This is a genomic window from Nocardia sp. NPDC003726, assembly GCF_053586955.1.
On sequence record NZ_JBSFNF010000016.1, the window covers coordinates 141,570 to 162,414 of the forward strand.

The 20,845-nt window shown below is 69.3% G+C and carries 22 protein-coding genes and 1 pseudogene; 12 read left to right on the plus strand and 11 right to left on the minus strand.

Features of this window, described 5'->3' with window-relative positions; all coding sequences use genetic code 11:
* The first annotated feature begins 22 nt into the window (after positions 1-22).
* Positions 23-376 carry a hypothetical protein gene (locus ACWDMM_RS21575; protein WP_449939058.1) on the plus strand — a complete coding sequence of 118 codons (354 nt, stop codon included), beginning with the start codon at positions 23-25 and terminating at the stop codon, positions 374-376.
* Here the strand turns inward: ACWDMM_RS21575 and ACWDMM_RS21580 are convergent.
* Positions 363-845, minus strand: coding sequence for a MarR family winged helix-turn-helix transcriptional regulator (locus ACWDMM_RS21580; protein ID WP_357109449.1), 483 nt, complete (start codon positions 843-845; stop codon positions 363-365). The genes ACWDMM_RS21575 and ACWDMM_RS21580 overlap by 14 nt on opposite strands.
* Here ACWDMM_RS21580 and ACWDMM_RS21585 point away from each other — a divergent pair.
* Positions 844-1,278 carry a cupin domain-containing protein gene (locus tag ACWDMM_RS21585; protein WP_449939060.1) on the plus strand — a complete coding sequence of 145 codons (435 nt, stop codon included), beginning with the start codon at positions 844-846 and terminating at the stop codon, positions 1,276-1,278. The two genes, ACWDMM_RS21580 and ACWDMM_RS21585, sit on opposite strands and share 2 nt — an antisense overlap.
* A 4-nt stretch (positions 1,279-1,282) precedes the next feature.
* Here ACWDMM_RS21585 and ACWDMM_RS21590 read toward each other — a convergent pair whose 3' ends face one another.
* Positions 1,283-2,563, minus strand: coding sequence for an adenosylmethionine--8-amino-7-oxononanoate transaminase (locus ACWDMM_RS21590; RefSeq protein ID WP_357109443.1), 1,281 nt, complete (start codon positions 2,561-2,563; stop codon positions 1,283-1,285).
* Between the two features lie 164 nt (positions 2,564-2,727).
* Between ACWDMM_RS21590 and ACWDMM_RS21595 the strand changes: the two genes are divergently transcribed.
* From ACWDMM_RS21595 to treY, 3 genes are all read left to right on the plus strand, one after another.
* Entirely contained in the window at positions 2,728-3,663 is a 936-nt protein-coding gene (locus ACWDMM_RS21595) for a bifunctional helix-turn-helix transcriptional regulator/GNAT family N-acetyltransferase (protein ID WP_449939063.1), read from the plus strand.
* 244 nt (positions 3,664-3,907) lie between these two features.
* Positions 3,908-6,028: a glycogen debranching protein GlgX gene (gene glgX, locus ACWDMM_RS21600; RefSeq protein ID WP_449939065.1), complete on the plus strand. Its 2,121-nt coding sequence runs from the start codon at positions 3,908-3,910 to the stop codon at positions 6,026-6,028.
* A gap of 35 nt (positions 6,029-6,063) precedes the next feature.
* On the plus strand, positions 6,064-8,472 hold the full coding sequence (treY, locus tag ACWDMM_RS21605; RefSeq protein ID WP_323124505.1) for a malto-oligosyltrehalose synthase: 2,409 nt from the start codon (positions 6,064-6,066) through the stop codon (positions 8,470-8,472).
* Here the strand turns inward: treY and ACWDMM_RS21610 are convergent.
* Positions 8,365-9,660, minus strand: coding sequence for a DUF2235 domain-containing protein (locus tag ACWDMM_RS21610; protein ID WP_195082678.1), 1,296 nt, complete (start codon positions 9,658-9,660; stop codon positions 8,365-8,367). The two genes, treY and ACWDMM_RS21610, sit on opposite strands and share 108 nt — an antisense overlap.
* A gap of 93 nt (positions 9,661-9,753) precedes the next feature.
* Positions 9,754-9,987, minus strand: coding sequence for a hypothetical protein (locus ACWDMM_RS21615; protein ID WP_195082677.1), 234 nt, complete (start codon positions 9,985-9,987; stop codon positions 9,754-9,756).
* 88 nt (positions 9,988-10,075) lie between these two features.
* Between ACWDMM_RS21615 and ACWDMM_RS21620 the strand changes: the two genes are divergently transcribed.
* Positions 10,076-10,510, plus strand: a complete 435-nt coding sequence (locus ACWDMM_RS21620) for a nitroreductase family deazaflavin-dependent oxidoreductase (protein ID WP_195082676.1) — start codon at positions 10,076-10,078, stop codon at positions 10,508-10,510.
* 75 nt (positions 10,511-10,585) lie between these two features.
* On the plus strand, positions 10,586-11,941 hold the full coding sequence (ilvA, locus tag ACWDMM_RS21625; protein ID WP_195082675.1) for a threonine ammonia-lyase IlvA: 1,356 nt from the start codon (positions 10,586-10,588) through the stop codon (positions 11,939-11,941).
* Positions 11,942-11,956: 15 nt separating this feature from the next.
* Here the strand turns inward: ilvA and ACWDMM_RS21630 are convergent, their stop codons facing one another.
* On the minus strand, positions 11,957-13,207 hold the full coding sequence (locus ACWDMM_RS21630; RefSeq protein ID WP_195082674.1) for a serine hydrolase domain-containing protein: 1,251 nt from the start codon (positions 13,205-13,207) through the stop codon (positions 11,957-11,959).
* 113 nt (positions 13,208-13,320) lie between these two features.
* Positions 13,321-15,060 (minus strand): malto-oligosyltrehalose trehalohydrolase, encoded by a 1,740-nt coding sequence (gene treZ / locus ACWDMM_RS21635; protein ID WP_357109429.1) that lies wholly within the window; start codon positions 15,058-15,060, stop codon positions 13,321-13,323.
* Positions 15,061-15,314: 254 nt separating this feature from the next.
* Here treZ and ACWDMM_RS21640 point away from each other — a divergent pair, with 254 nt between their 5' ends.
* Positions 15,315-15,932 carry a class I SAM-dependent methyltransferase gene (locus ACWDMM_RS21640; protein WP_449939069.1) on the plus strand — a complete coding sequence of 206 codons (618 nt, stop codon included), beginning with the start codon at positions 15,315-15,317 and terminating at the stop codon, positions 15,930-15,932.
* Positions 15,933-15,935: 3 nt separating this feature from the next.
* Here ACWDMM_RS21640 and ACWDMM_RS21645 read toward each other — a convergent pair whose 3' ends face one another.
* Entirely contained in the window at positions 15,936-16,337 is a 402-nt protein-coding gene (locus ACWDMM_RS21645; protein ID WP_449939071.1) for a hypothetical protein, read from the minus strand.
* A 147-nt stretch (positions 16,338-16,484) separates the two neighbouring features.
* Between ACWDMM_RS21645 and ACWDMM_RS21650 the strand changes: the two genes are divergently transcribed.
* Both ACWDMM_RS21650 and ACWDMM_RS21655 read left to right on the plus strand, forming a co-directional pair.
* Positions 16,485-17,057, plus strand: a complete 573-nt coding sequence (locus tag ACWDMM_RS21650) for a TetR/AcrR family transcriptional regulator (RefSeq protein ID WP_195082670.1) — start codon at positions 16,485-16,487, stop codon at positions 17,055-17,057.
* A gap of 69 nt (positions 17,058-17,126) precedes the next feature.
* Positions 17,127-18,326, plus strand: coding sequence for a Cmx/CmrA family chloramphenicol efflux MFS transporter (locus ACWDMM_RS21655; RefSeq protein WP_195082669.1), 1,200 nt, complete (start codon positions 17,127-17,129; stop codon positions 18,324-18,326).
* Between the two features lie 120 nt (positions 18,327-18,446).
* On the opposite strand, the pseudogene ACWDMM_RS21660 reads toward ACWDMM_RS21655, so the two are convergent.
* The 4 genes and pseudogenes from ACWDMM_RS21660 to ACWDMM_RS21675 all read right to left on the minus strand — a co-directional run.
* Positions 18,447-18,667, minus strand: a pseudogene (locus tag ACWDMM_RS21660) (DUF397 domain-containing protein); the annotation flags it as partial.
* Between the two features lie 20 nt (positions 18,668-18,687).
* Positions 18,688-18,900 carry a DUF397 domain-containing protein gene (locus ACWDMM_RS21665; RefSeq protein ID WP_357208629.1) on the minus strand — a complete coding sequence of 71 codons (213 nt, stop codon included), beginning with the start codon at positions 18,898-18,900 and terminating at the stop codon, positions 18,688-18,690.
* Positions 18,897-19,025, minus strand: coding sequence for a Scr1 family TA system antitoxin-like transcriptional regulator (locus ACWDMM_RS21670; protein ID WP_449939074.1), 129 nt, complete (start codon positions 19,023-19,025; stop codon positions 18,897-18,899). The genes ACWDMM_RS21665 and ACWDMM_RS21670 overlap by 4 nt, the downstream gene beginning before the upstream one ends.
* Positions 19,009-19,791 carry a helix-turn-helix domain-containing protein gene (locus ACWDMM_RS21675; protein ID WP_449939075.1) on the minus strand — a complete coding sequence of 261 codons (783 nt, stop codon included), beginning with the start codon at positions 19,789-19,791 and terminating at the stop codon, positions 19,009-19,011. Before ACWDMM_RS21675 ends, ACWDMM_RS21670 begins: the two co-directional genes overlap by 17 nt.
* A gap of 299 nt (positions 19,792-20,090) precedes the next feature.
* Here ACWDMM_RS21675 and ACWDMM_RS21680 point away from each other — a divergent pair, with 299 nt between their 5' ends.
* Both ACWDMM_RS21680 and ACWDMM_RS21685 read left to right on the plus strand, forming a co-directional pair.
* Positions 20,091-20,288 (plus strand): hypothetical protein, encoded by a 198-nt coding sequence (locus tag ACWDMM_RS21680; protein WP_449939076.1) that lies wholly within the window; start codon positions 20,091-20,093, stop codon positions 20,286-20,288.
* Positions 20,289-20,638: 350 nt separating this feature from the next.
* Positions 20,639-20,827, plus strand: coding sequence for a hypothetical protein (locus tag ACWDMM_RS21685; protein WP_195083343.1), 189 nt, complete (start codon positions 20,639-20,641; stop codon positions 20,825-20,827).
* Positions 20,828-20,845 lie beyond the last annotated feature (18 nt).

The following is a 20,845-nucleotide window of genomic DNA, read 5'->3' on the forward strand; positions in this document are numbered from 1 at the left end:
TTGGTGGTGTCACCGGCCCGCGGTGACAAGCTGCACCGGGGAGGATTACGGCCGGATGCCGCGGTGGGCGATAGTCGTCGAGGAAACAACGGGTTCGGGCGATCACAAGCGCTGGTCACCCCGAATTCTCACCGAAGTGGTCGGCACGCGCGCACAGGCACTGGCGAAGCTGGCCGGTGTGCTGCCCACCTACACTCCGGAGCATCCCAAACTGCGCGGTCGCCGCATCGTGCTCCGCGACGGCGACACCTACCTGCTGATGGTGCGCGGCTGGTCGGACGACTATCACTGCATCTTCCGGGTATGGGAGATGGTGTCCGACAGCGATCGCCCGGAGATCGCCGACCGCGCGCCCGACCGGCTCACGGACCGGTGAACCAATTCGGCGTATCGAGCCGGAACACCTCGCCGGGTGTCAGCAAGCGCAGGTCGCGCTCGAATGCGGCCAGCCGGTCCGCGCCGAGCAGCTCCGACCAGCGATCGCGGATCCGGTCGAACGTTCGCGCCGATCGGATGAGCACGTCTTCGGCGCGTTCGGTGAGCGTGTAGACCTTGCGCCGCGCGTCGGACGGATCGTGCCCGCGGCGTAGGTAGCCCAGCCGCTCCAGCGCCTCGATGTGCTTGCCCGCGGCCTGTTTCGAGACGCCGAGCGCGCGCCCGAGGTCGGCGGCCGTGCAACCGTGCGGCCCGCCCGCGCGCCCGATCGCCTGGAAGACGAAGCCGTGCATCGGCCGCAGGTCGGCGTGCCCGTGCCCGGCCAGGTCGGCGTGCACCTCGTCGATCGCCGCCCGGAAGCCGAGCAGCATGCGCAGCGGCAACTCGTAGCCGCCACGGTCACTTGACATGATGGACAACCTCGTTGACTATATGGACAACCATGTTGTCTATTCTAGAGGTGGTACCCCGATGACCGTCATCCGGCACTCCGACACCCGCCGCACCGAGACCGCGAGCGGCGTCATGACCACGCTCGCCTCTCCCACCCAGGGCGGCTCCGGCCTCGCGCTGTGGCGGGTCGAGGTGCCCGCGAACACCGCGGGACCGCTGCATTTCATCGACGCCGAGCAGATCTGGACCGTCCTCGCCGGACGGCTCGACGTCGCGCTCGACGGCACGGAACTCACCGCGGCGGAAGGCGATACGGTGATTCTCCCGCCGAACGCGCTGCGACAGGTGCGCACCGGCGACGGCTTCACCGCCATCGTCACCGCGCCGGCGGGGGCTCGGGCCGGAACACCGGACAGCGACGCCGCCATCGTCCCGCCGTGGATCGCCTGACCGGTCAGCCCGCGAGCTGTGCGGCGACCGCGGCGCGCATCCCGGCGGTGATCGTGGCGATGTCGCCGGACGTGCTGACGAACGGCGGCATCGTGTAGACGAGGTTGCGGAACGGACGCAACCACACTCCGGCCGCCACCGCGGCGTCGGTCGCGGCGCGCATGTCGACCGGGCGGTCCAGCTCGATCACGCCGATCGCACCGAGCACGCGCGCCTGCACCACGCCCGGCAGCTCGCGCACCGGGGCCAGCCCCGCCGTGAGTTCCGCCTCGATCCGGGTCACCTCGCCGCGCCAGTCGCGCGAGCGCAGCAACTCGATCGACGCGACGGCGACCGCGCAGGCCAGCGGGTTGCCCATGAACGTCGGCCCGTGCATGAGCCCGCCGTGCGCCGCGCTGATCGTCTCGGCGATCCGCGTGGTGCACAGCGCGGCGGCGAGGGTGAGGTAGCCGCCGGTCAGCGCCTTGCCCACGCACATCACATCCGGGCAGACACCGGCCTGGTCGGCCGCGAACAGGGTTCCGGTGCGGCCGAATCCGGTCGCGATCTCGTCGAAGACCAGCAGCACGCCGTGCTCGTCGCACAGTCTGCGCAGATCGGCGAGGTAGCCGGGATGATGCCAGCGCATCCCGCCCGCTCCCTGGACCACCGGCTCCACGATGACCGCCGCCAGTTCGCCCGCGTGCTCGGCGATCATGCGCTCCAGTTCCGCCACGTACTCCGGGTGGTACTCGCGCGGCGGCACCGGCGCGAACAGCTGGTTCGCCAGGATGTCGGTCCACAGCGAGTGCATGCCGCCCTCCGGGTCGCACACGCTCATCGGGGTGAAGGTGTCGCCGTGATACCCGCCGCGCCAAGTGAGCAGCCGCCGCTTCTGCGGTTTGCCGAGTGAACGCCAATACTGCAGGCACATCTTCACGGCGACCTCGACCGACACCGAGCCGGAGTCGCACAGGAACACCTTGTCCAGCCCGTCCGGCGTCGATTCCACCAGCAGTTCGGCCAGCCGGGCCGCGGGCTCGTGGGTGAGCCCGCCGAACATCACGTGACTCATCCGCCGCGCCTGCTCCACCAGCGCGGCGTCCAGGGCCGGGTGCCGGTAGCCGTGGATGGCGGCCCACCAGGAACTCATGCCGTCGACCAGCTCGCGCCCGTCGGCCAGCGTCAGCCTGGTTCCCGCCGCGGCGGCCACCACCAGCGGTTCGGTCGTCGCGGGGAAGCCGCCGTAGGGATGCCAGACGTGCTCGGCGTCGAGGGCGGTGATCTCGTCGGGGGTCAGTGCCACGGGAATCCTCGCATCACGGCCCCGGTCCCCGGGGCGTCCTGAACGTCGTTCAAGTTAGCACCCGAGCTGGGCGCGCCCGCAACAGTGGGCCGAGTTCGGCCGTTTCCCCACCCAGCGACGCCGCCGCGCAATATTCTTTGACGGAGTCAAAGATTGGAGCCGCCGTGACCGCTGCCGCACCCGCCGACATCGCCGCCGTCCGCGCATTCAACCGCCACTACACCCGCGTGATCGGTGTGCTGGGAGAAGGACTGCACGACAGCCGCTACTCGCTCACCGAGGCGCGGATCCTGTTCGAACTGGCCGCCTCCGACACGACCGAAGTGGTGGCGCTACGGCACGCCCTCGACCTCGACGCGGGCTACCTCAGCCGCATCCTCGCCCGGTTCGAGCGGTCCGGCCTGGTGCGGCGCAACCGTTCGGGCCGCGACGGCCGCCGCCAGGAGGTCCGGCTGACCGACCGGGGCCGTGAGGTCTTCGCGACGCTCGATCGGCGCTCCAGCGACGAGGTCGGCGCGCTGCTCGGCGCGCAGCCGCAAGCGGCCCGAGCGCGCCTGATCACGGCGATGCGGACCATCCAGCAGATCCTGGACCGGCCCGCCGACGCGCCCGCCTTTTCGCTGCGGCCCCCGCGTTCCGGCGATTACGGCTGGGTGATCCAGCGTCACGCGGAGCTCTACGCGAACGAATACGGCTGGGACGCGACCTACGAGGAATTGATCGTGCGGATCGTGGCCGACTACTTGGCTTCACGTGACGAGCGGCGCGAGCGCGCCTGGATCGCGGAAGCCGATGGCCACCCGGTGGGCAGCGTCTTCTGCGTTCGCGAGGACGAGACCACCGCGCGGCTGCGATTGCTCTTGGTCGAGCCGACCGCCCGCGGCCTCGGCGTCGGTTCGGCGCTGGTGGATGAGTGCCTGCGCTTCGCGACCGAGGCCGGGTACCGAGAGATCGTGCTGTGGACCAACGACGTGCTCACCGCCGCGCGCCGCGTCTACCAGCGCGCCGGATTCGAACTCGTCGAGCAGCAACCGCACCACAGCTGGGGCCACGACCTCGTCGGCCAGACCTGGCGGCGGTCGCTCACGTCCGCGAACTGACGCGCACGAGGCCGCCGGGGTGGTGCGTCCTCCGCGTCGAACCCTGTCCTCTCGCCCGGCTGCGGGACTGCAGGACGGTTGCCCGGCGGGTATGCCTGCCGGAACGCACCCGGCGGTCTCGCGCGTCGTGGCATTCCTCGGCTACTGCCGCCGCCGACCGAAGAAGGGCCTCCGACCTCGCCCGACCTACGCATCCACAACCACCCGCAGTGCGCGGAGCCCGGCTGGCGCTACTGTCGTTGCCATGGCTCAGCCCGACGCAGCGCCCGGTGACGCGGCACCCCTGGGTGTCTGGCCCGGCACCGCCTACCCCCTCGGGGCCACCTACGACGGCGCTGGCACCAATTTCTCGGTGTTCTCCGAGGTTGCCGACGCGGTCGAACTCTGCCTGATCGACGGGGACGGCGCCGAGACGCGCATCGCGCTCGACGAGGTCGACGGCTACGTCTGGCATGCCTACCTGCCCGGAATCGATCCGGGTCAGCGCTACGGATTCCGGGTGCACGGCCCGTACGACCCCGATCGCGGGTTGCGCTGCGACCCGAGCAAGTTGCTGCTCGATCCCTACGGCAAGGCTTTCGACGGCGATTTCGACGATCACCCCTCGCTCTACACCCACGGGCTCGACTCGCTCGGCCACACCATGACCGGCGTGGTGATCAACCCGTACTTCGATTGGGGCGCCGACCGCGCGCCGAACCGGCCCTACCACGAGACGGTGATCTACGAGGCGCACGTCAAAGGCATGACGATGACGCATCCGGAAGTGCCCGAGGAGTTGCGCGGCACCTATTCCGGCATCGCGCACCCGGCGATCATCGACCACCTGAAGGGCCTGGGCGTCACCGCGATCGAACTGATGCCGGTGCACCAGTTCCTGCACGACCGCGTGCTGCTGGACCAGGGACTGCGCAACTACTGGGGCTACAACAGCTTCGGCTACCTCGCCCCGCACAACGAATACGCGACGATGGACCGCGCGGGCTCGGCGGTCACCGAGTTCAAGGCGATGGTGCGCGCGCTGCACGCCGAGGGCATCGAGGTGATCCTCGACGTGGTCTACAACCACACCGCCGAGGGCAACCACCGCGGCCCGACCATCGGTTTCCGCGGCATCGACAACGCCGCCTACTACCGCTTGGTCGACGACGACCCCTCGCACTACATGGATTACACGGGCACCGGCAACAGTCTCAACGTGCGCCATCCGCACACCTTGCAGCTGATCATGGACTCGCTGCGCTACTGGATCCTGGAGATGCACGTCGACGGCTTCCGCTTCGACCTGGCCGCGACGCTGGCGCGGGAACTGCACGACGTGGACCGGCTCTCGACGTTCTTCGACCTGGTGCAGCAGGACCCGGTGGTGAGTCAGGTCAAGCTCATCGCCGAGCCGTGGGACGTGGGCGAGGGCGGCTACCAGGTGGGCAATTTCCCCAGTTTGTGGACGGAGTGGAACGGCAAGTACCGCGACACCGTGCGCGACTACTGGCGCGGCGAACCGGCGACGCTCGGCGAGTTCGCCTCCCGGCTCACCGGCTCGTCGGACCTGTACGAGGCCACCGGCCGCAGGCCCAGCGCCAGCATCAACTTCGTCACCGCGCACGACGGGTTCACGCTGCGGGATCTGGTGTCCTACAACGAGAAGCACAACGAGGCCAACGGCGAGGACAACCGCGACGGCGAGAGCTGGAACCGGTCGTGGAACTGCGGCGTCGAAGGCCCGACCGACGACCCGGAGGTGCTCGCCCTGCGCGACCGGCAGAGCCGCAACCTGCTGGCCACGCTGATGCTCAGCCAGGGCGTGCCGATGCTCGCGCACGGCGACGAGATGGGCCGCACCCAGCACGGCAACAACAACGTCTACTGCCAGGACTCGCCGCTGGCGTGGATGGACTGGTCGCTGCGGGAGAAGAACGCCGATCTGCTCGAATTCACCCACGCGGTGGTCGCGCTGCGCACCGAGCACCCGGTCTTCCGGCGCCGCCGCTTCTTCGCGGGCGGGCCGGTCCGTTCGCCCGACAACGCCCGCGACATCGCCTGGCTCACCCCCTCCGGCGAGGAGATGACCGAGGCGGACTGGGACAGCGGCTTCGGCAAGTCGCTGGCGGTCTACCTCAACGGCGAGGCGATCCCCGAGCCGGGCCCGCGCGGCGAGCGGATCTCCGACGACTCGTTCCTGCTGTGTTTCAACGCCCACGACGCGGCTATCGACTTCGTGCTACCGAGCACCGGCGACGGCGCGGAATGGGCGGTGGCACTGGATTGCTCGACGCCGACCGGCCTGGCCGACGCCGGATACCCCGGTGGCGCGACCGTCACCGTCGAAGCCCGCTGTCTCCTCGTCCTCCGCCAGGCCGCCTGACCCGAATGCCGATGAACGCACCCGATCCCACCGAGATGCACGTGACCGACCCGGTGTCCCTGCGACGCAGGCCCGCCCGCCAGACCACGATCCGCAGCGCCTACCGGCTGCAGCTGCGCCCGGACGCGCTCACCTTCGCCGAGGCCCGCGCCATCGCGGAATACCTCCAGCAGCTGGGCATCTCGCACCTGTACCTCTCGCCGATCATGACCGCGGCGCACGGCTCGACGCACGGCTACGACGTCACCGATCCGACCACGGTCTCCGCCGCCCTCGGCGGGCCGACGGGGCTCAAAGCCCTCGCCGACGAGGTGCGCAGCCGCGGCATGGGCCTGATCGTGGATCTGGTGCCCAACCACGTCGGCGTCGCCGATCCCCGGCAGAACGCGTGGTGGTGGGACGTGCTGCGCAACGGCCAGGAGTCGCGGTTCGCGTCGTATTTCGACATCGACTGGAGCCCCGGCAACGGCGCCGGCGGCCGGTTGGCGCTGCCGGTCCTGCAGAGCGAGAACGACCCGGCCGCCTTGACCGTCGACCGCTCCGGCGCCGAACCGATGCTCGCGCTGCACGATCTGCGTTTCCCCATCGCGCCGGGCACCGACGGCGACAACGCCTTGCGCATCCACGACAAACAGCACTACCGGCTGGTGAGCTGGAAGGCCGGGTTGTGTACCTACCGGCGCTTCTTCGCGGTCAGCAGCCTGGCCGCGATCCGGCAGGAGGATCCCGAGGTCTTCGAGCTCACCCATCGCGAGCTCGCCGCGTGGTGTGAGCACGACCTGATCGACGGCGTGCGGGTCGACCATCCGGACGGTCTGGCCGATCCCGCCGGTTATCTCACCCGGCTGCGCAGGCTGATCGGCCCGCACCGGCTGCTGCTGGTGGAGAAGATCCTGGCCAACCGCGAGCCGCTGGACGCGACGCTGCCGATCGACGGCACCACCGGCTACGAGGCGCTGGCCGACTTCGGCGGCGTGCTGATCGATCCGCGCGGCGAGCACGCGCTCACCGAACTGTCCCGCCGGGTCGCCGGGCACGGCAGCGACCGGGCCTGGATCGGCGAGACCGAGCACCGGATCAAGCGCGCGGTCGCGGAGACCATTCTGACGCCGGAGGTCCGGCGGCTGGTGGCCGCGATCAAACAGGACGCGAACGCCGAGAGCTTCGACACCATGGCGCTGACCAACGCCACCATCGAGGTGCTGGCGTTCATGCCGGTCTACCGGGCCGACTACGCGCCGCTGGCCGGGATGACGGGCGCGGTGATCGCCGAGGTGGAGAAGCGCAACAGCGAGCTCACCGCGCCGCTGGCGGTCCTGGTCGCCGCGCTGGCCGCCGACGGCGCCGCGGCGGTGCGCTTCAGCCAGGTCTGCGGCGCGGTGACCGCGAAGGCGGTCGAGGACACCATGTTCTACCAGGCCGCCCGGCTGGTGTCGTTGCAGGAGGTCGGCGGCAACCCGGCACGGTTCGGTCACTCGCTCAACGAGTTCCACCTGTCCATGAGCCAGCGCGCGCAGCTGTGGCCCGCGACGCTGACGACGCTGTCCACGCACGACACCAAGCGCGGCGAGGACGTGCGCGCCCGCATCGGCGTGCTGTCGCAGGCCGCGGAGACCTGGGCGCGCAACGTCGACTCCTGGCTGGAGACCACCCCCGCCCCGGACGGGGCGACGGCGCTGTTCCTGCTGCAGAACATGTTCGGGGTCTGGCCCGCCGACGGGCGACCGGCCGCGTCGGTGCCCGGCCTGCGCGAACGCCTGCACACCTTCGCCGAGAAGGCGATGCGGGAGGCGAACACCAAGACCTCCTGGGAGGAACCGGACGCCGAGTTCGAGGCCGCGGTGCACGCCTGGCTGGACGCGGTGATCGACGGACCGGTGGGCTCCGAACTCGGCGACCTGGTGCACGAGCTGGCTCCGCACGCCTGGTCGGACGCGTTGTCGCAGAAGCTCCTGCAACTGTGCGGGCCCGGCATCCCGGACGTCTACCAGGGCTGCGAGCTGTGGGAGGACTCCCTCGTCGACCCGGACAACCGCAGGCCGGTGGACTTCGCCGCCCGCGCCGGCATGCTGCAATCGCTCACCGGCACGCCCGCGCTGGACACCACCGGCGCGGCGAAGATGTGGATCGTCGCCTACGCGCTGTGGTTGCGCCGGGAACGTCCCGAGTGCTTCGTCGGCGGCGCCTACCGGCCGCTGTTCGCCACCGGCGACCACGCGTCCAAAGTGGTCTCCTACGCCCGTGGCCGGGCCGGCGAAGCCCCCGAGGTCATCGTCGCCGTCACCCGCCACAGCGTCGGTCTGGCCGAGACCGGGTGGGGCGACACGTTCCTCGACTTACCCGCGGGCAGCTGGACCGACCGGCTGACCGGCCACACCTTCCAGGGCCGGGCCAGGCTGGAGAAGATGTTCGCCAGACTCCCCGTCGCGCTCCTGGTGCGCTGACGCCTCCCGCGCAGGCGCGGGGGGAACATGCTCGAGCTGCTTCGAGAACACCCCGCGGACCTGCTCGAAGGTCTTCTCCGGAATCGCGCCGCCCAGTTCTTCGCGCCAGCGTCGCAGGTTCGGGGGATGGTAGTCCAGCGCGTCCTGAGCGCTTGCCGCCAGTCGCACCCCCTGATCGGTGGGTATGGACATCCGGCGCCAGGAATCCCAGTGGAACCGGGGGCTGCGCGGATTGCGCAGTGTGCGAAGCACATTCAGGATGCGGTAACCGATCTTCAGGGAATCGTGCAGCCGCATGTGGTCGCCGTCGGTGTGGTCGCAGCGTTTCGACAGCGCGGCCAGCCGGTCGCGGTCGAAGGCCAGCCCGACCGACTCCGCCTCGCCGACCATCCACTGCAGCGTCATGTCGGACAGGCCGCATTCGGCATAGCCGCCGCCGATGTCGCTGTGCACGCCGGGGAACCAGACCTGCTTGACCCGCTCGAAGCCGCGCCGGTACTTCACCGTCGGTTCGACCGGCACCTCCCACACGGACGGTTCGAAGTTGCGCCGCCGCTCGTCGATGGCCAGCGCCTGGCGCGCGCAGTGCACGTGCCGGGAGAGCTTGACGTCGTGGAAGCGGTGCCGCAACGAGGTGATGCCGGGGACGCCGAGCGCGCCGACGGTGTCGAACACGCCGAGGAAATCGATCTTCGCTCTGCGGCAGTACTTGCGGCGGAATTCCCGCCACTGCTCGGGCTCGTCCGGATCGGGGTTCTCCGGGGTCGGCGCCGGCGGTCGCTGCCGGTAGATGCGCAGCGCCTCCGGGTACTTGCCTTCGATCATCGCTTCGGGGGTCATGATCCCGATACGGCTGATCAGACCGGCCAGGCTGCGCGCGGTGAAGGCGCCGCGACTGAACCCGAAGATGTAGATCTCGTCGCCCTTCTCCCAGTTCAGGGCCAAGTGCCAGTAGGCGGACGACAGGTTCGCCTCGAGCCCGAGGCCGAAGGCGCCGCCCATCAGGCGATCGCTGAGGAACCCGCGCGCGCCCGGCCCGGAGACGTAGGTGACCCACTGCTGGATCGTCTCCCCCGCCGGTCCCTGCGCGTCGAAGCGGATCGTCTGGGCGATCTTGACAATGTTGGAAACCGTGCTGCTCGACTCGGCCTTCCACGTGCCGTCACAACACACCACGAGTCGTTTCATAAGGTTGATCCTCCCGCCGGCATCCCACCGAAACCCGCGTACTCGACTACTCGAATTCATCGCGTGGGGAGGGGAACCGTTAATGCGGGTGGGCTATGGAGTGCCGCCGGGCCGCTCGCCGCTACCCGCGGCGGCCATGCCGATCAGCCACCGCGCCGCGCCGAGCGCCGCCGCGGCGAGCACCGCGATCTGCAGCGATCCGGTGATCAGGGCCAAGACGAGGCAGGTCGCCAGGCCGACGACCAGTGCGTCGAGCTTGTATACCGGCCACGCGCTGCCCGCGATGTCGATGGTGGCGCCGCGTGCCGAGGAGTGAACGACCGCCATCTCCTCAGGGTAGTCGGAATCGGAAGTTCGGGCCAGCGAACTTTCTGTCGCCGGGAACACACGTAGTCGCCGCGGTGTTGCCGCAGACATGCCACTGACAGGTGAATACGAACCGAGTACCTCCGACTGGGCCCGCGAGCAGGCCGAGAAGTACGAGAACTCCGGCGGCACCGAGGGCAACACCCTGCAAGGTGTGCCGATCATCCTGCTCACCACGAAAGGCGCGAAGAGCGGCAAGCTGCGCAAGACGCCACTGATGCGGGTGGAGCACGACGGCGAGTACGCCGTGGTGGCGTCGCTGGGCGGCGCGCCCAAGCATCCCGTCTGGTACCACAACATCAAGGCCGAACCGCACGTCGAGCTGCGTGACGGCCCGGTCGTCAAGGACTACACCGCGCGCGAGGTCTTCGGCGAGGAGAAGGCGCGATGGTGGGAGCGCGCGGTCGAGGTGTGGCCGGATTACGCGAACTACCAGACCAAGACCGATCGCCAGATCCCCGTCTTCGTGCTCACGCCCAGGTAGCTTCCGCGCAGGTAGCCCGCGTGTCACCGCCACCCGCCGCAGCTCGCCGCCGCGGCGGGTGGCAGCATATTCGGGGTGTCCGATCCGCTTGATGTCCTCGACGCACTGACCGTTTCTCGCCCCGCGCTCACCGCGGACGAGATCGATGCTGCCGCCAAGCGAATTGCCGACGTCATCGATCCGACGCCCCTGCAGCGCAGCGAGCGGCTGTCCAAGCTGACCGGGGCGAACGTCTATCTGAAACGCGAAGATCTCAGCGCGGTCCGCTCCTACAAACTGCGCGGCGCCTACAACCTGGTGGTGCAGCTGACCGAGGCGGAACGCGCCGCGGGCGTGGTCGCGGCCAGCGCGGGCAACCACGCGCAGGGCGTCGCGTTCGCCTGCCAGGCGATGGGGATCAAGGGCCGCATCTACGTGCCGACCACGACGCCGAAGCAGAAGCGCGATCGCATCCGCGTGCACGGCGGGGAATTCGTCGAGCTGATCGCGGTCGGCGAGACCTACGACGCCGCCGCCGCGGCCGCGACGGCTGACGTGGAGCGCACCGGCGCGACCATGGTGCCGCCGTTCGACGACACCCGCACCGCCGCCGGTCAGGGCACCATCGCGGCGGAGATCCTGGAGCAGCTGCCGACCACGCCCGATCTGGTGATCGTGCCCGTGGGCGGCGGCGGCTGCCTGGCCGGCATCGGCACCTACCTGCGCGCGCGCTCGCCGCGCACCGCCATCCTCGGCGTGGAGCCCGCGGGCGCCGCCTCGATGACCGCGGCCCTCGTGGCGGGCGGCCCGGTCACCCTGCCGGAGATCGATCCGTTCGTGGACGGCGCCGCGGTGCGCCGGGTGGGCGCGGTGCCCTACGCGGCGGTGGCCGGGTTCGGCGGGCGCGTGGTCTCGCACGCCTCGCTGCCGTTGCTGACCGTCACCGAATCCCCCAGGGGCGCGGGCGCTTTCCAGATGATGCAGGTCGACGAGGGCGCGATCTGCACGACCATGCTCGACCTGTATCAGAACGAGGGCATCATCGCCGAGCCCGCGGGCGCGCTCACCACGACCGCGCTGGCGGAGATCACCGTGGAGCCGGGTTCGACGGTGGTGTGCCTGGTGTCGGGCGGCAACAACGACGTGTCCCGATACGGCGAGATCATCGAACGCTCGCTCGTGCACAGCGGGCTCAAGCACTACTTCCTGGTGGACTTCCCGCAGGAGCCCGGCGCGCTGCGCCGATTCCTCAACGAGGTGCTCGGCCCGGAAGACGACATCACGCTGTTCGAGTACGTCAAGCGCAACAACCGGGAGACCGGCGCCGCGCTGGTCGGCATCGAACTCGGCGCGCCCGACGGGCTGGCGCCGCTGCTGGAGCGGATGCACCACTCCCCGATCCAGTGCGAGCGCCTCGAGCCCGACTCACCGGCCTACCGCTACCTGACTTGAGCCCGGCTCCGGCGGTCAGGCGGCCTTGGGCGTCTGCGCCGCCGGTATCCGGCGCCGGGAAGCGCGCAGGCAGTTCAGCATCAGCGGCAGCAGCCAGAAGGCCGCCGACTGGTCGTAGCTGAGCTGCGCGGCGGACAGGCGGTTGTGCACGAAGCCGACCGAAAGGCCGAGCCGTGGTTCGGCCCAGCCGAAGGAACCGCCGAGGCCGATGTGCCCGAACCCGGCGTGCGCGCCCGGCATCGGCAGCGAGTGGTAGCCCAGACGCCACATCATCGGCAGGTAGAACAGCGCGCGATCGGGCTGGTAGGTCTCGATGCGGCGCAGCGCCTTCATGGTGTGGCGGCCGAGGTACCTGCGGTCGGCCACGGTGCCGTCGCCCGCGAGCGCGCCGTACATCGTGGCCAGCGCGGGCGCGGTGGCTACCCCGTTGCCCGCGCCGAGTTCGGTCTCCAGGATCGGCGGGCTCACGCCCTCCAGAATGGATTCGAGGCCGGGCAGGAACAGGCAGCGGGTGGCCGCGCCGAGCGCGCCGGGAATCCGGTGGCTACGACCCATCACCGCGGCGCCGAGCGGTTTGCCGAGCATGCTCAGCTGGGTGCCCGCCAGCGGGGCGTAGGTGATCGGCGAACCGGCGGGCGGCTTGCCCAGATGCAGTCCTTCGATGCCGAGCGGTTCGGCGACCTCGGTGCGGATCAGCTCGCCCAAGCTGGTGCCGGTGATCGCGCGCGTCAGGCCGCCGACCAGCCAGCCGAAGGTGAGCGCGTGGTAGGTGGGAACGCCGAGCAGCCGGTCGGGTTTCGCGGCGGCGAGGCGCTGTTCCATGAGCTCGTGGTCGAGCACGTCGGACAGGCCGCCGGTGGCGATCGGGGCCAGCGCGGACAGGCCGGCGCGGTGGGTCAGCAGGTGGCGGATGGTGATCTTGTGCTTGCCGTTGGCGGCGAACTCCGGCCAGTACTCCGCGACCGGGGCGGAATAGTCGAGCAATCCGCGGTCGGCGAGACGATGCACGACGGTGGCCGCGATCCCCTTGGTGGCCGAGAAGATGATCGTGCCGGTGTCCCTGGTCCACGGAACGTCGCCACCGGAGCCGACCCAGATGTCCACCAGCGGTTCTCCGTGCCGGTGCAGCGTGAACGCCGCGCCCGCACCCCGGCGAGTGCCGAACGCCCGTGCGAAAGCGCGCACGAACGGTGCGAATTCGGCGGCGGCGCTGCCACCCATCCCCGGGGGAAGAACCGCGAGGTCCCCGGAAGCGACGTTGCTCATCTCTCCACGGTAATGGCATCGGACGATTCCGGCAAAGCGCCTGTCTCGGACAGTTGTACGCCCGTTACCCGCCACCCGCCAGAAAGCCCGCTCCGAGCTGGGATTCCACGGGCTCAGCGCGGGCCGGGCGGCGCGGTGTCCAGCAGGGTGAAGGAGTGGCCGGGAACGGTTGTGGCGGAAGGCCCGACCGTCGGCGATTCCCAGGACAGCAGCGGCAGGCCCGCGACCGGCACCCCCACCTGGTCCTCGCCGAGGTTGCACACCAGGGCCAGGGTGCCCCGGTGCACGACGATCCAGCGCGCCGCCTCGTCGTAGTCCACCGAAACATGGGTCAGCCAGGGATCGCTGAGCTCGGCGCGGTCGCGGCGCAGGGCGAGCAGGGTGCGATAGCAGGACAGCAGCCGTGCGTGGCCCGGCTCGTCGGCTTCGGTCCAGTCGAGTTTGGAGCGCAGGAACGTCTTCACATCCTGCGGGTCCGGCACCTCGCCCTCGGGCCAGCCGTGCGCGGCGAACTCCTTCTTGCGCCCGGAGGCGGTGGCGGCGGCGACATCCGGGTCGGTGTGCGAGGTGAAGAACTGGAACGGCGTGCGCGCGCCCCACTCCTCGCCCATGAACAGCATCGGCGTGAACGGCCCGCACAGCACCAGGGCGGCTTTGATCGCGAGCTGGCCGTCGGTGAGGTAGGCGCTCGGGCGGTCACCGAGCGCCCGGTTGCCGATCTGGTCGTGATCGCAGGTATAGGCCAGCAGGGCGCTGCCGGGAATCAGGCCGCGATCTATCGGGCGGCCGTGTGTGCGGCCACGGAAACTGGAATACGTTGCGGCGTGGAAGTATCCGTGCTTCAAGGTGTGGGCCAGGCAGCGCAGGGAGCCGAAGTCGGCGTAATAGCCCTGCCGTTCGCCGGAGACGGCGGTGTGCACGGCGTGGTGCAGGTCGTCGTTCCACTGCCCGGTCAGGCCGTAGCCGCCGGCCGCGCGCGGGGTGATCAGGGTCGGATCGTTGAGATCGCTCTCCGCGATGAGCGTCAGCGGCCTGCGCACGTGGGCGGCCAAGCGCTCGGTCGCGACGGCGAGTTCGGTCAGCAGATGCGTGGCCGTGCGGTCGACCAGGGCGTGCACCGCGTCCAAGCGCAGCGCGTCGATGTGGAAATCGCGCAGCCAGCGCAGCGCGTTGTCGATGATGTACCCGCGCACGTGATCGGACTGCGGGCCGTCCAGATTGAGGCTCTGCCCCCAGGTGTTGCGGCCCTCGGTCAGGTAGGGCGCGAAGCGCGGCAGGTAGTTGCCGGACGGGCCGAGATGGTTGTAGACGACGTCCAGGCAGACCGCCAGCCCACGGGCGTGGCAGGCGTTCACGAACCGCTGCAAACCGTCGGGGCCGCCGTAGCTCTCCTGCACCGCGTACCAGAGCACGCCGTCGTAGCCCCAGTTGTGCGGGCCGTCGAAGGCGTTCACCGGCATCACTTCGACCACGGTGACGCCGAGCCCGACCAGGTGGTCGAGCCGTTCGATCGCCGCGTCGAAGGTGCCTTCCGGGGTGAAGGTCCCGATGTGCAGTTCGTAGTAGACCGCCCCGGCGAGCGGCCTGCCGGTCCACGCCGCGTCGGTCCATCCCGCCGGATCGAGGGCGTGCAGGGCCGAGCGGGCGTGCACACCGTCGGGCTGGCGCGGGGAGCGGGGATCGGGCAGCACGGTCGGGTCGTCGTCGAGCAGAAAGCCGTATCGGGCGCCGTTCGCGGCGGGCACGTCGGCGCGCCACCACCCGTGCGGCGACCGCGTCATCGAATGAACGACACCCTCCAGATCCAGCCGCACCGACTCCGGCCGCGGCGCCCACACCTCGAACACAGTCACCGCGCCAGCATCCCACGGGCACGCCCGCTCCGCCGGATACGGACGCCGACCTCGCGGGCAGCAGTCCCGACTTCACGGCAACGGGCCAAGTCTCTTCACTCGGTCCGCGGCGGGGTACGACCAGCGCGGCACGCGCGGCGACCACGGCACGCGCGGCGCCAGTATGCCCAGGGTCGAGGGGCGACCGCCAGAACCCACTGGGCAAATGGCGGTGCGCCCTGGTCCGAACGGGTCATGCCTGCAAGAGTGGAGGGGTGGGCGTCTATACGGAGCACGTGGTTCCCCGGATCGTCAACGTGGCCTGCGGACTGCGGGACTTGAAGCCGCTGCGTGAGCGGGCGTGCGCCGGGCTGCACGGGCGGGTCGTGGAGATCGGTTTCGGTTCGGGATTGAACGTGCCGTTCTACCCGGCGGGGGTCGAGAAGGTGCATGCGGTCGAGCCCGCCGATCTGGGCTGGCGGCTGGCGGGCGAGCGCTTGGCCGCCGCCACCGTGCCGGTCGAGCGGGCCGGGCTGGACGGACAGTCGCTGCCCTTCCCGGACGACTCCTTCGACTGCGCGCTGTCGACCTGGACGATGTGCACCATCCCCGACATCGACACTGCGCTGGCCGAGATGCGCCGGGTGCTCGTCCCCGGCGGCACCCTGCATTTCGTCGAACACGGGCTCGCGCCGGACGAGAACGTGCGGACCTGGCAGAACCGGCTGAACCCGGTCCAGAAACGACTGTTCGGCGGCTGCCACCTGAACCGCGATATCCGCGGCCTGGTGGCAGACGCCGGTTTCCAGATCCGCGACGCCGAGCAGTTCTACGGGGAGCACACTCCCCGCTTCCTGGTCGCCCAGACGCTCGGCGTCGCGGTGTCGCCCTGAGGCTCAGACGATGCGCACCGACAAGGTATAGGTCGCGTTGCCGCGGCTGGGCTCCACCGAGATGGCGTAGTAGCCGCTCAGCGGCAGGGTGATCCGGCTGAAGGTCTCCTCCAGGCACAAGACGCTTCCGTCGGGGCCGGTGGTGGAGAACCGCGCGTTGTCCTCGAGCGAGGTGAGCTCGAGAGTCAAGGTCTGCCCCGCCCGCGCCTCGAACGCGTAGGTGTCGGCGTCGCCGCGGACGACCGCTCCGTCGATCGACGTGCGATCGCTTCCGGGCGCGAACTCGATCTCGTAGACCGAGCCCGCGTTCGCCGCGCCCGCCCCGACCGTCGCGACGGCGAACGCGGGCACGAACAGCGTCACGCCGAGCACGAGCAGGCGCAGGGTGCGCAGGATGGCTTGCATGGTGATCCTCGTTTCCTGAGTGGACGACTTGCCCGGAATTCTGCGCGATCCCGCCTATCGGACGCTTAACAGCCGCTTGGACCGCGACACTCCCTAGCCGCCAACCATATTGGAACGATCTGTTCAAAACTGTGCTACCGTGAATTCATGCCACGACCCAGATCCTTCGACGAGGACCGCGCGGTGGACGCGGCGATGCAGGCGTTCTGGCGCGCGGGGTACGAGGCCACCTCGACCGAGGACCTCTGCGCCGCGACCGGCCTGGGCCGCAGCAGCATCTACAACACCTTCACCAGCAAGCGGGACTTGTTCGGCCGCGCCCTGCGCCGCTACATGGCGACCAAGAACGCCGCGACGTTCGACCTGCTCGACACCGAGTCGGACGCGCGCGCCAAGATCCGCGCCCTGCTGTGGCAGATCGTCGAGGCCCCCGAAGAGGACCCCCTCGGTTGTCTCGTGGTCAATTCGACGATCGAACTGGCCCCACGCGACCCCGAACTGGCCGCCGTGCTCGCCGCCGACCAGGGGCGACGCCTAGCCGCGCTGACCGACGTATTCGAGGCGGCGAAACGCGCGGGCGAGATCGCACCGGACAAGAACCCGGTCGCCTTGGCGCACTTCGTGATCGCGACGATCGGAGGCATGCGGGTGGCCGCGCGCGGCGGCGCGGACCGCGAAACGCTCGCCGCCATCGCGACCACCGCGCTCGACGCTCTCTGAGACCGCATCCGGCGACGGCTCTGCCGCGCCCTCATTTTGGATAGATCAGTACAAAACAAGGAGGTACCGATGCCCGTGGCGATCTATGTCCTGGGTCTGTCGATCTTCGCCCAGGGCACCTCGGAGCTGATGCTCGCGGGCCTGCTCACCGAGATGGCCGGGGACCTGGGCGTCTCCGTGCCCCGCGCGGGCCTGCTCATCTCGGGCTTCGCGATGGGCATGCTGGTGGGCGCGCCGGTGCTGGCGGTGGCGACGCTGCGCTGGCCGCGGCGCACCGCGCTGCTGGCCTTCCTCGCCGTGTTCGTCGGCTCCCACGTCGTCGGGGCGCTGACCTCCGACTACTGGGTGCTGTTCGCGACGCGAGTGGTCGGCGCGTTCGTCTACGCCGGATTCTGGGCGGTGGCCGCGACGACGGCGATCGGTCTCGTCCCGCCCACCGCGCGCGGCAAGGCGATGAGCATCGTGGCGGGCGGGCTCACCTTGGCCATCATCATCGGACTGCCCGCGGGCACCGTGATCGGACAGCAGCTGGGCTGGCGCGCGGCGTTCTGGGCGGTCGCGTTGCTGTCGACGGTCGCGGCCATCGGCGTGCTGGCGAAGATCCCCGGCGGACGCACCGGCGCGCCGCTGCGCCTGCGCACCGAACTGCGCACGATGCTGCGCCCCGCGCTGTGGCTGTCCTACGCCACCACCGCGCTGTCCATCGCCGCCCTGATGGTCACCTTCGCCTACCTCGGCGCTCTGCTGTCGCGCACCACCGGACTGGCGGACGGCTGGATCCCGGTGGTGCTCGGCGTCTACGGGCTCGGCGCGTTCCTCGGCATCGTCGTCGGTGGGCGCACCGCCGACGATCACCCGCTCACCAGCCTGTACGTCGGCATCACCGGCGGCGTGCTCACCTCGGCGCTGCTCGCGGTCACGATGGAACACACCGTGCCCGTCGTCGTGCTGTCGTTCCTGTTGGGCGCGTTCGGCTTCGGCATCAACCCGACCTTGAACAGCCGGGTCTTCACCCTGGCGGGCGACGCGCCCACCTTGGCGGGAGCCACGAACATCTCCGCGTTCAACGTCGGCATCACCGCAGGTCCCTGGCTCGGCGGCCTGGCCATCGGCGCGGGCCTCGGCTACACGGCGGTCGCCTGGATCGGCGTGGTTCTCGGGCTGGTCGCCCTCGCTGTCGTGGCATGCAGCCACGCTCTGCAACGTAAGGAGATCTCGCGCGCGTCGGTCGACACGGCTACCCCGGCACTGGCCGACGTGAACGGTTAACTCCTGTGCGTAGGCAGCGGCCCTGGCCCGACCATGCGTTGATCGAGTGCAGGGCCGCTGTTGTTCGGGGCGGGAATCCAGTTCAGGCCGATCGGTCGGATTGCCGGCACGGATGTCCGCAGCGAAAGCGTCCCACTGGTTCGGCTCGAAGATCAGCGCCGGGCCGGTCGGGTTCTTCGAATCACGGACACCGACCTGCTTGCCTCGAGCCAGGCGACTTCGACGCACTCGTTCGCCGTGCCGCTATGTGTCGACTTGAACCACCGTTCGCCGCTCAGATCGAGAGTCACAGCTCCTACCTCCTTGCCACCCGCCGGAGCAGGTCTTGGCTGCTTGTTCATCTCAACGAGTCCGCCTGAGATCAGGAAGTCGGCCGGTCGAACTCGCCGCCACGGACGCCAGCGGCGAAAGCATCCCACTGGCCGGGCGCGAATATCAACGCCTGACCAGTGGGGTTCTTCGAATCGCGGACACCGACGTACCCGGTTGCGAGCCAAGCCACTTCTACGCACGCTTCTTTGGCGCTGCTCAGGCTCGATTTGAACCACTGCGCATCGGATAGGTCGATAGTCACCGTTCATATCTCCTTGCCACCTGCCGGAGCAGGTCTCGAGAGGCTTGTTCCTCCAGTGCGACGCACCAGATTGTTTCGTGAATCTCGCGGTAGCGTCGCACGTCATCATCATCTTCGAAAAACATTGTGCCAATGGTATTTTTGGGTGTAGACAACCGACGGCTCCGCCCCGAACCCGCCGCTTCCGGCCGGGAAGTCAAGGATGATGTACGGCAGCACAGGAGTCCCGTCCCATGGAAACCCGGCTGTGAACGGCAGTATCCGCACGAAGACGTTCGCCAAGGTGCTCATGTCGGCTACGTGCCGCAGACACCCAGCCATGACAGCCGGCGATCCAACGATCGTATGCAGGACACTTTCGTGCAACACGAACTCAGCCGATATGGGACTGCGCTGTCTGGTCAAGATTGCCGCGCGTTGCAGTCGCAGTGCGACGCGGCTGTCGACGTCCTCTTGGGTATCTCCGGGTAAGAACGGCCTCTCGACAGCTTTCACGTACTCAGACGACTGCAACAGACCTGGAACAATCATGGGCTGATAGAAGGACAGCTGTGATGCGCCGGATTCAAGCCCCAAATACGTGTGAAATCCACGCAGGAACAATTGGCGGGATGCCTGCCACCACGATTTCGTAGGTGTTTGCTGCGCAAGGACTTTCAACTGCTCGATCTGATCCTCACCAAGTCCGTACAAATTGCCGAACGCCTCCACATCACGCAGCCTCACCTTGTCGTTCTGCCCCTTCTCGATCCTGCCGACCGAGGTCTTGCCCATCTCCATGAGCTGCGCGGCACGCTCGAGGGTGAACCCGGCCCCTTCTCGCGCCTCCCGCAATGCCCGCCCGAGTTGCCTGCGCGGCAATGTCGAACCAGGCTGATCGTCCTTCCCCATCGCCCCCTTTCCCCTGCTCGGTCCGAAACGGCCCAGAACCCGGTCCGGTTCGGACGCCGAACTATGTGTAGACCGGTCCGGGCTCTGCGTGAATGGCCGACTTCATCGGACCGTCCGTTTTCCGAGCCCGAATGCTGTTGGCCTGCAGCAACATAGCCGCATGGCCGAGCAACAGGGAAGCCTCCCCGCCACACAAGTCCGAATCCTGCGGACGATGACCGAGCGGCCAGGCGTAAAGACCGCACACATCAAGATCAACGGCACATGGTGGAGAGCTCTTCTCGCGAAATGCCGCAGCCATGTGCCACTCGACGTCACCGCCCAGGTGGGCGGGAGAGGATAACCGGCGGGGGATCGCCTTCCCCATCGACCACACCGAGCACCCGGCCTATGCCGACGGCGCGCCGGAACCCCGGACGTTCCAGCAGGTCCTCGATGGGTTGAGCAAGCTCGCCGAGGACCTGCGCGCCGGTTCGGGCGACGGCTGCCAGCGGTGAGCGAGGGTGGATATCGGGACCCTGCTGTCCACCCTCGTGACGGTCTTCGCCGCCTGCGGCGCGGCGCTGCTCGGCGTGGGGTGCGTATGGCCGTCCGACCTGCCACGCCGACGCACACCTAGACGTAATTCCGCTGGCAGACAAACACATTCGCGCACACTCCAGTGGCCGGAAGCGTGGACCTGCGCTACACCAACCCAGCCGCTGACCGTCGCCACCGCCCACCACGCCATGCAGCTGCACCGCGAGCACGACTGCCCCCGCAAGCGCGCCGCGTTCGCCGCACTGGTAGCCGCCGGGCGCATCACACCGGATTCCACCCGCCGAAACCGCCGATGGAGCGACCCCTCATGAGCGACGCCGAAGAAGATTGGATCGGACGGCTCCCGGAACTCACCGACCGGGCCACGCGAGCGGGCTACCGCATGATGCGCGATCCGGTCTCACCACACGATTGGAAGCTACTGGACGCCGAACACGGCGACGTCATCGTCTGCGCCGCCAGCCTCGCCCAGATCGAGCAGTGGCTCGACTCCTGACCGCGCGCGGCCCGCAGC

What these genes read in the sequence shown, in the direction of transcription:
- ACWDMM_RS21585 (WP_449939060.1), top strand. Translation starts at nt 844, where the DNA reads ATGATGGACAACCTCGTTGACTATATGGACAACCATGTTGTCTATTCT.
- ACWDMM_RS21580 (WP_357109449.1), bottom strand. Translation starts at nt 845, where the DNA reads ATGTCAAGTGACCGTGGCGGCTACGAGTTGCCGCTGCGCATGCTGCTC.
- glgX (WP_449939065.1), top strand. Translation starts at nt 3,908, where the DNA reads ATGGCTCAGCCCGACGCAGCGCCCGGTGACGCGGCACCCCTGGGTGTC.
- treY (WP_323124505.1), top strand. Translation starts at nt 6,064, where the DNA reads ATGCACGTGACCGACCCGGTGTCCCTGCGACGCAGGCCCGCCCGCCAG.
- ACWDMM_RS21610 (WP_195082678.1), bottom strand. Translation starts at nt 9,660, where the DNA reads ATGAAACGACTCGTGGTGTGTTGTGACGGCACGTGGAAGGCCGAGTCG.
- ACWDMM_RS21615 (WP_195082677.1), bottom strand. Translation starts at nt 9,987, where the DNA reads ATGGCGGTCGTTCACTCCTCGGCACGCGGCGCCACCATCGACATCGCG.
- ACWDMM_RS21620 (WP_195082676.1), top strand. Translation starts at nt 10,076, where the DNA reads ATGCCACTGACAGGTGAATACGAACCGAGTACCTCCGACTGGGCCCGC.
- ACWDMM_RS21630 (WP_195082674.1), bottom strand. Translation starts at nt 13,207, where the DNA reads ATGAGCAACGTCGCTTCCGGGGACCTCGCGGTTCTTCCCCCGGGGATG.
- ACWDMM_RS21645 (WP_449939071.1), bottom strand. Translation starts at nt 16,337, where the DNA reads ATGCAAGCCATCCTGCGCACCCTGCGCCTGCTCGTGCTCGGCGTGACG.
- ACWDMM_RS21650 (WP_195082670.1), top strand. Translation starts at nt 16,485, where the DNA reads ATGCCACGACCCAGATCCTTCGACGAGGACCGCGCGGTGGACGCGGCG.
- ACWDMM_RS21655 (WP_195082669.1), top strand. Translation starts at nt 17,127, where the DNA reads ATGCCCGTGGCGATCTATGTCCTGGGTCTGTCGATCTTCGCCCAGGGC.
- ACWDMM_RS21670 (WP_449939074.1), bottom strand. Translation starts at nt 19,025, where the DNA reads ATGTTTTTCGAAGATGATGATGACGTGCGACGCTACCGCGAGATTCAC.
- ACWDMM_RS21675 (WP_449939075.1), bottom strand. Translation starts at nt 19,791, where the DNA reads ATGGGGAAGGACGATCAGCCTGGTTCGACATTGCCGCGCAGGCAACTC.
- ACWDMM_RS21680 (WP_449939076.1), top strand. Translation starts at nt 20,091, where the DNA reads ATGTGCCACTCGACGTCACCGCCCAGGTGGGCGGGAGAGGATAACCGG.
- ACWDMM_RS21685 (WP_195083343.1), top strand. Translation starts at nt 20,639, where the DNA reads ATGAGCGACGCCGAAGAAGATTGGATCGGACGGCTCCCGGAACTCACC.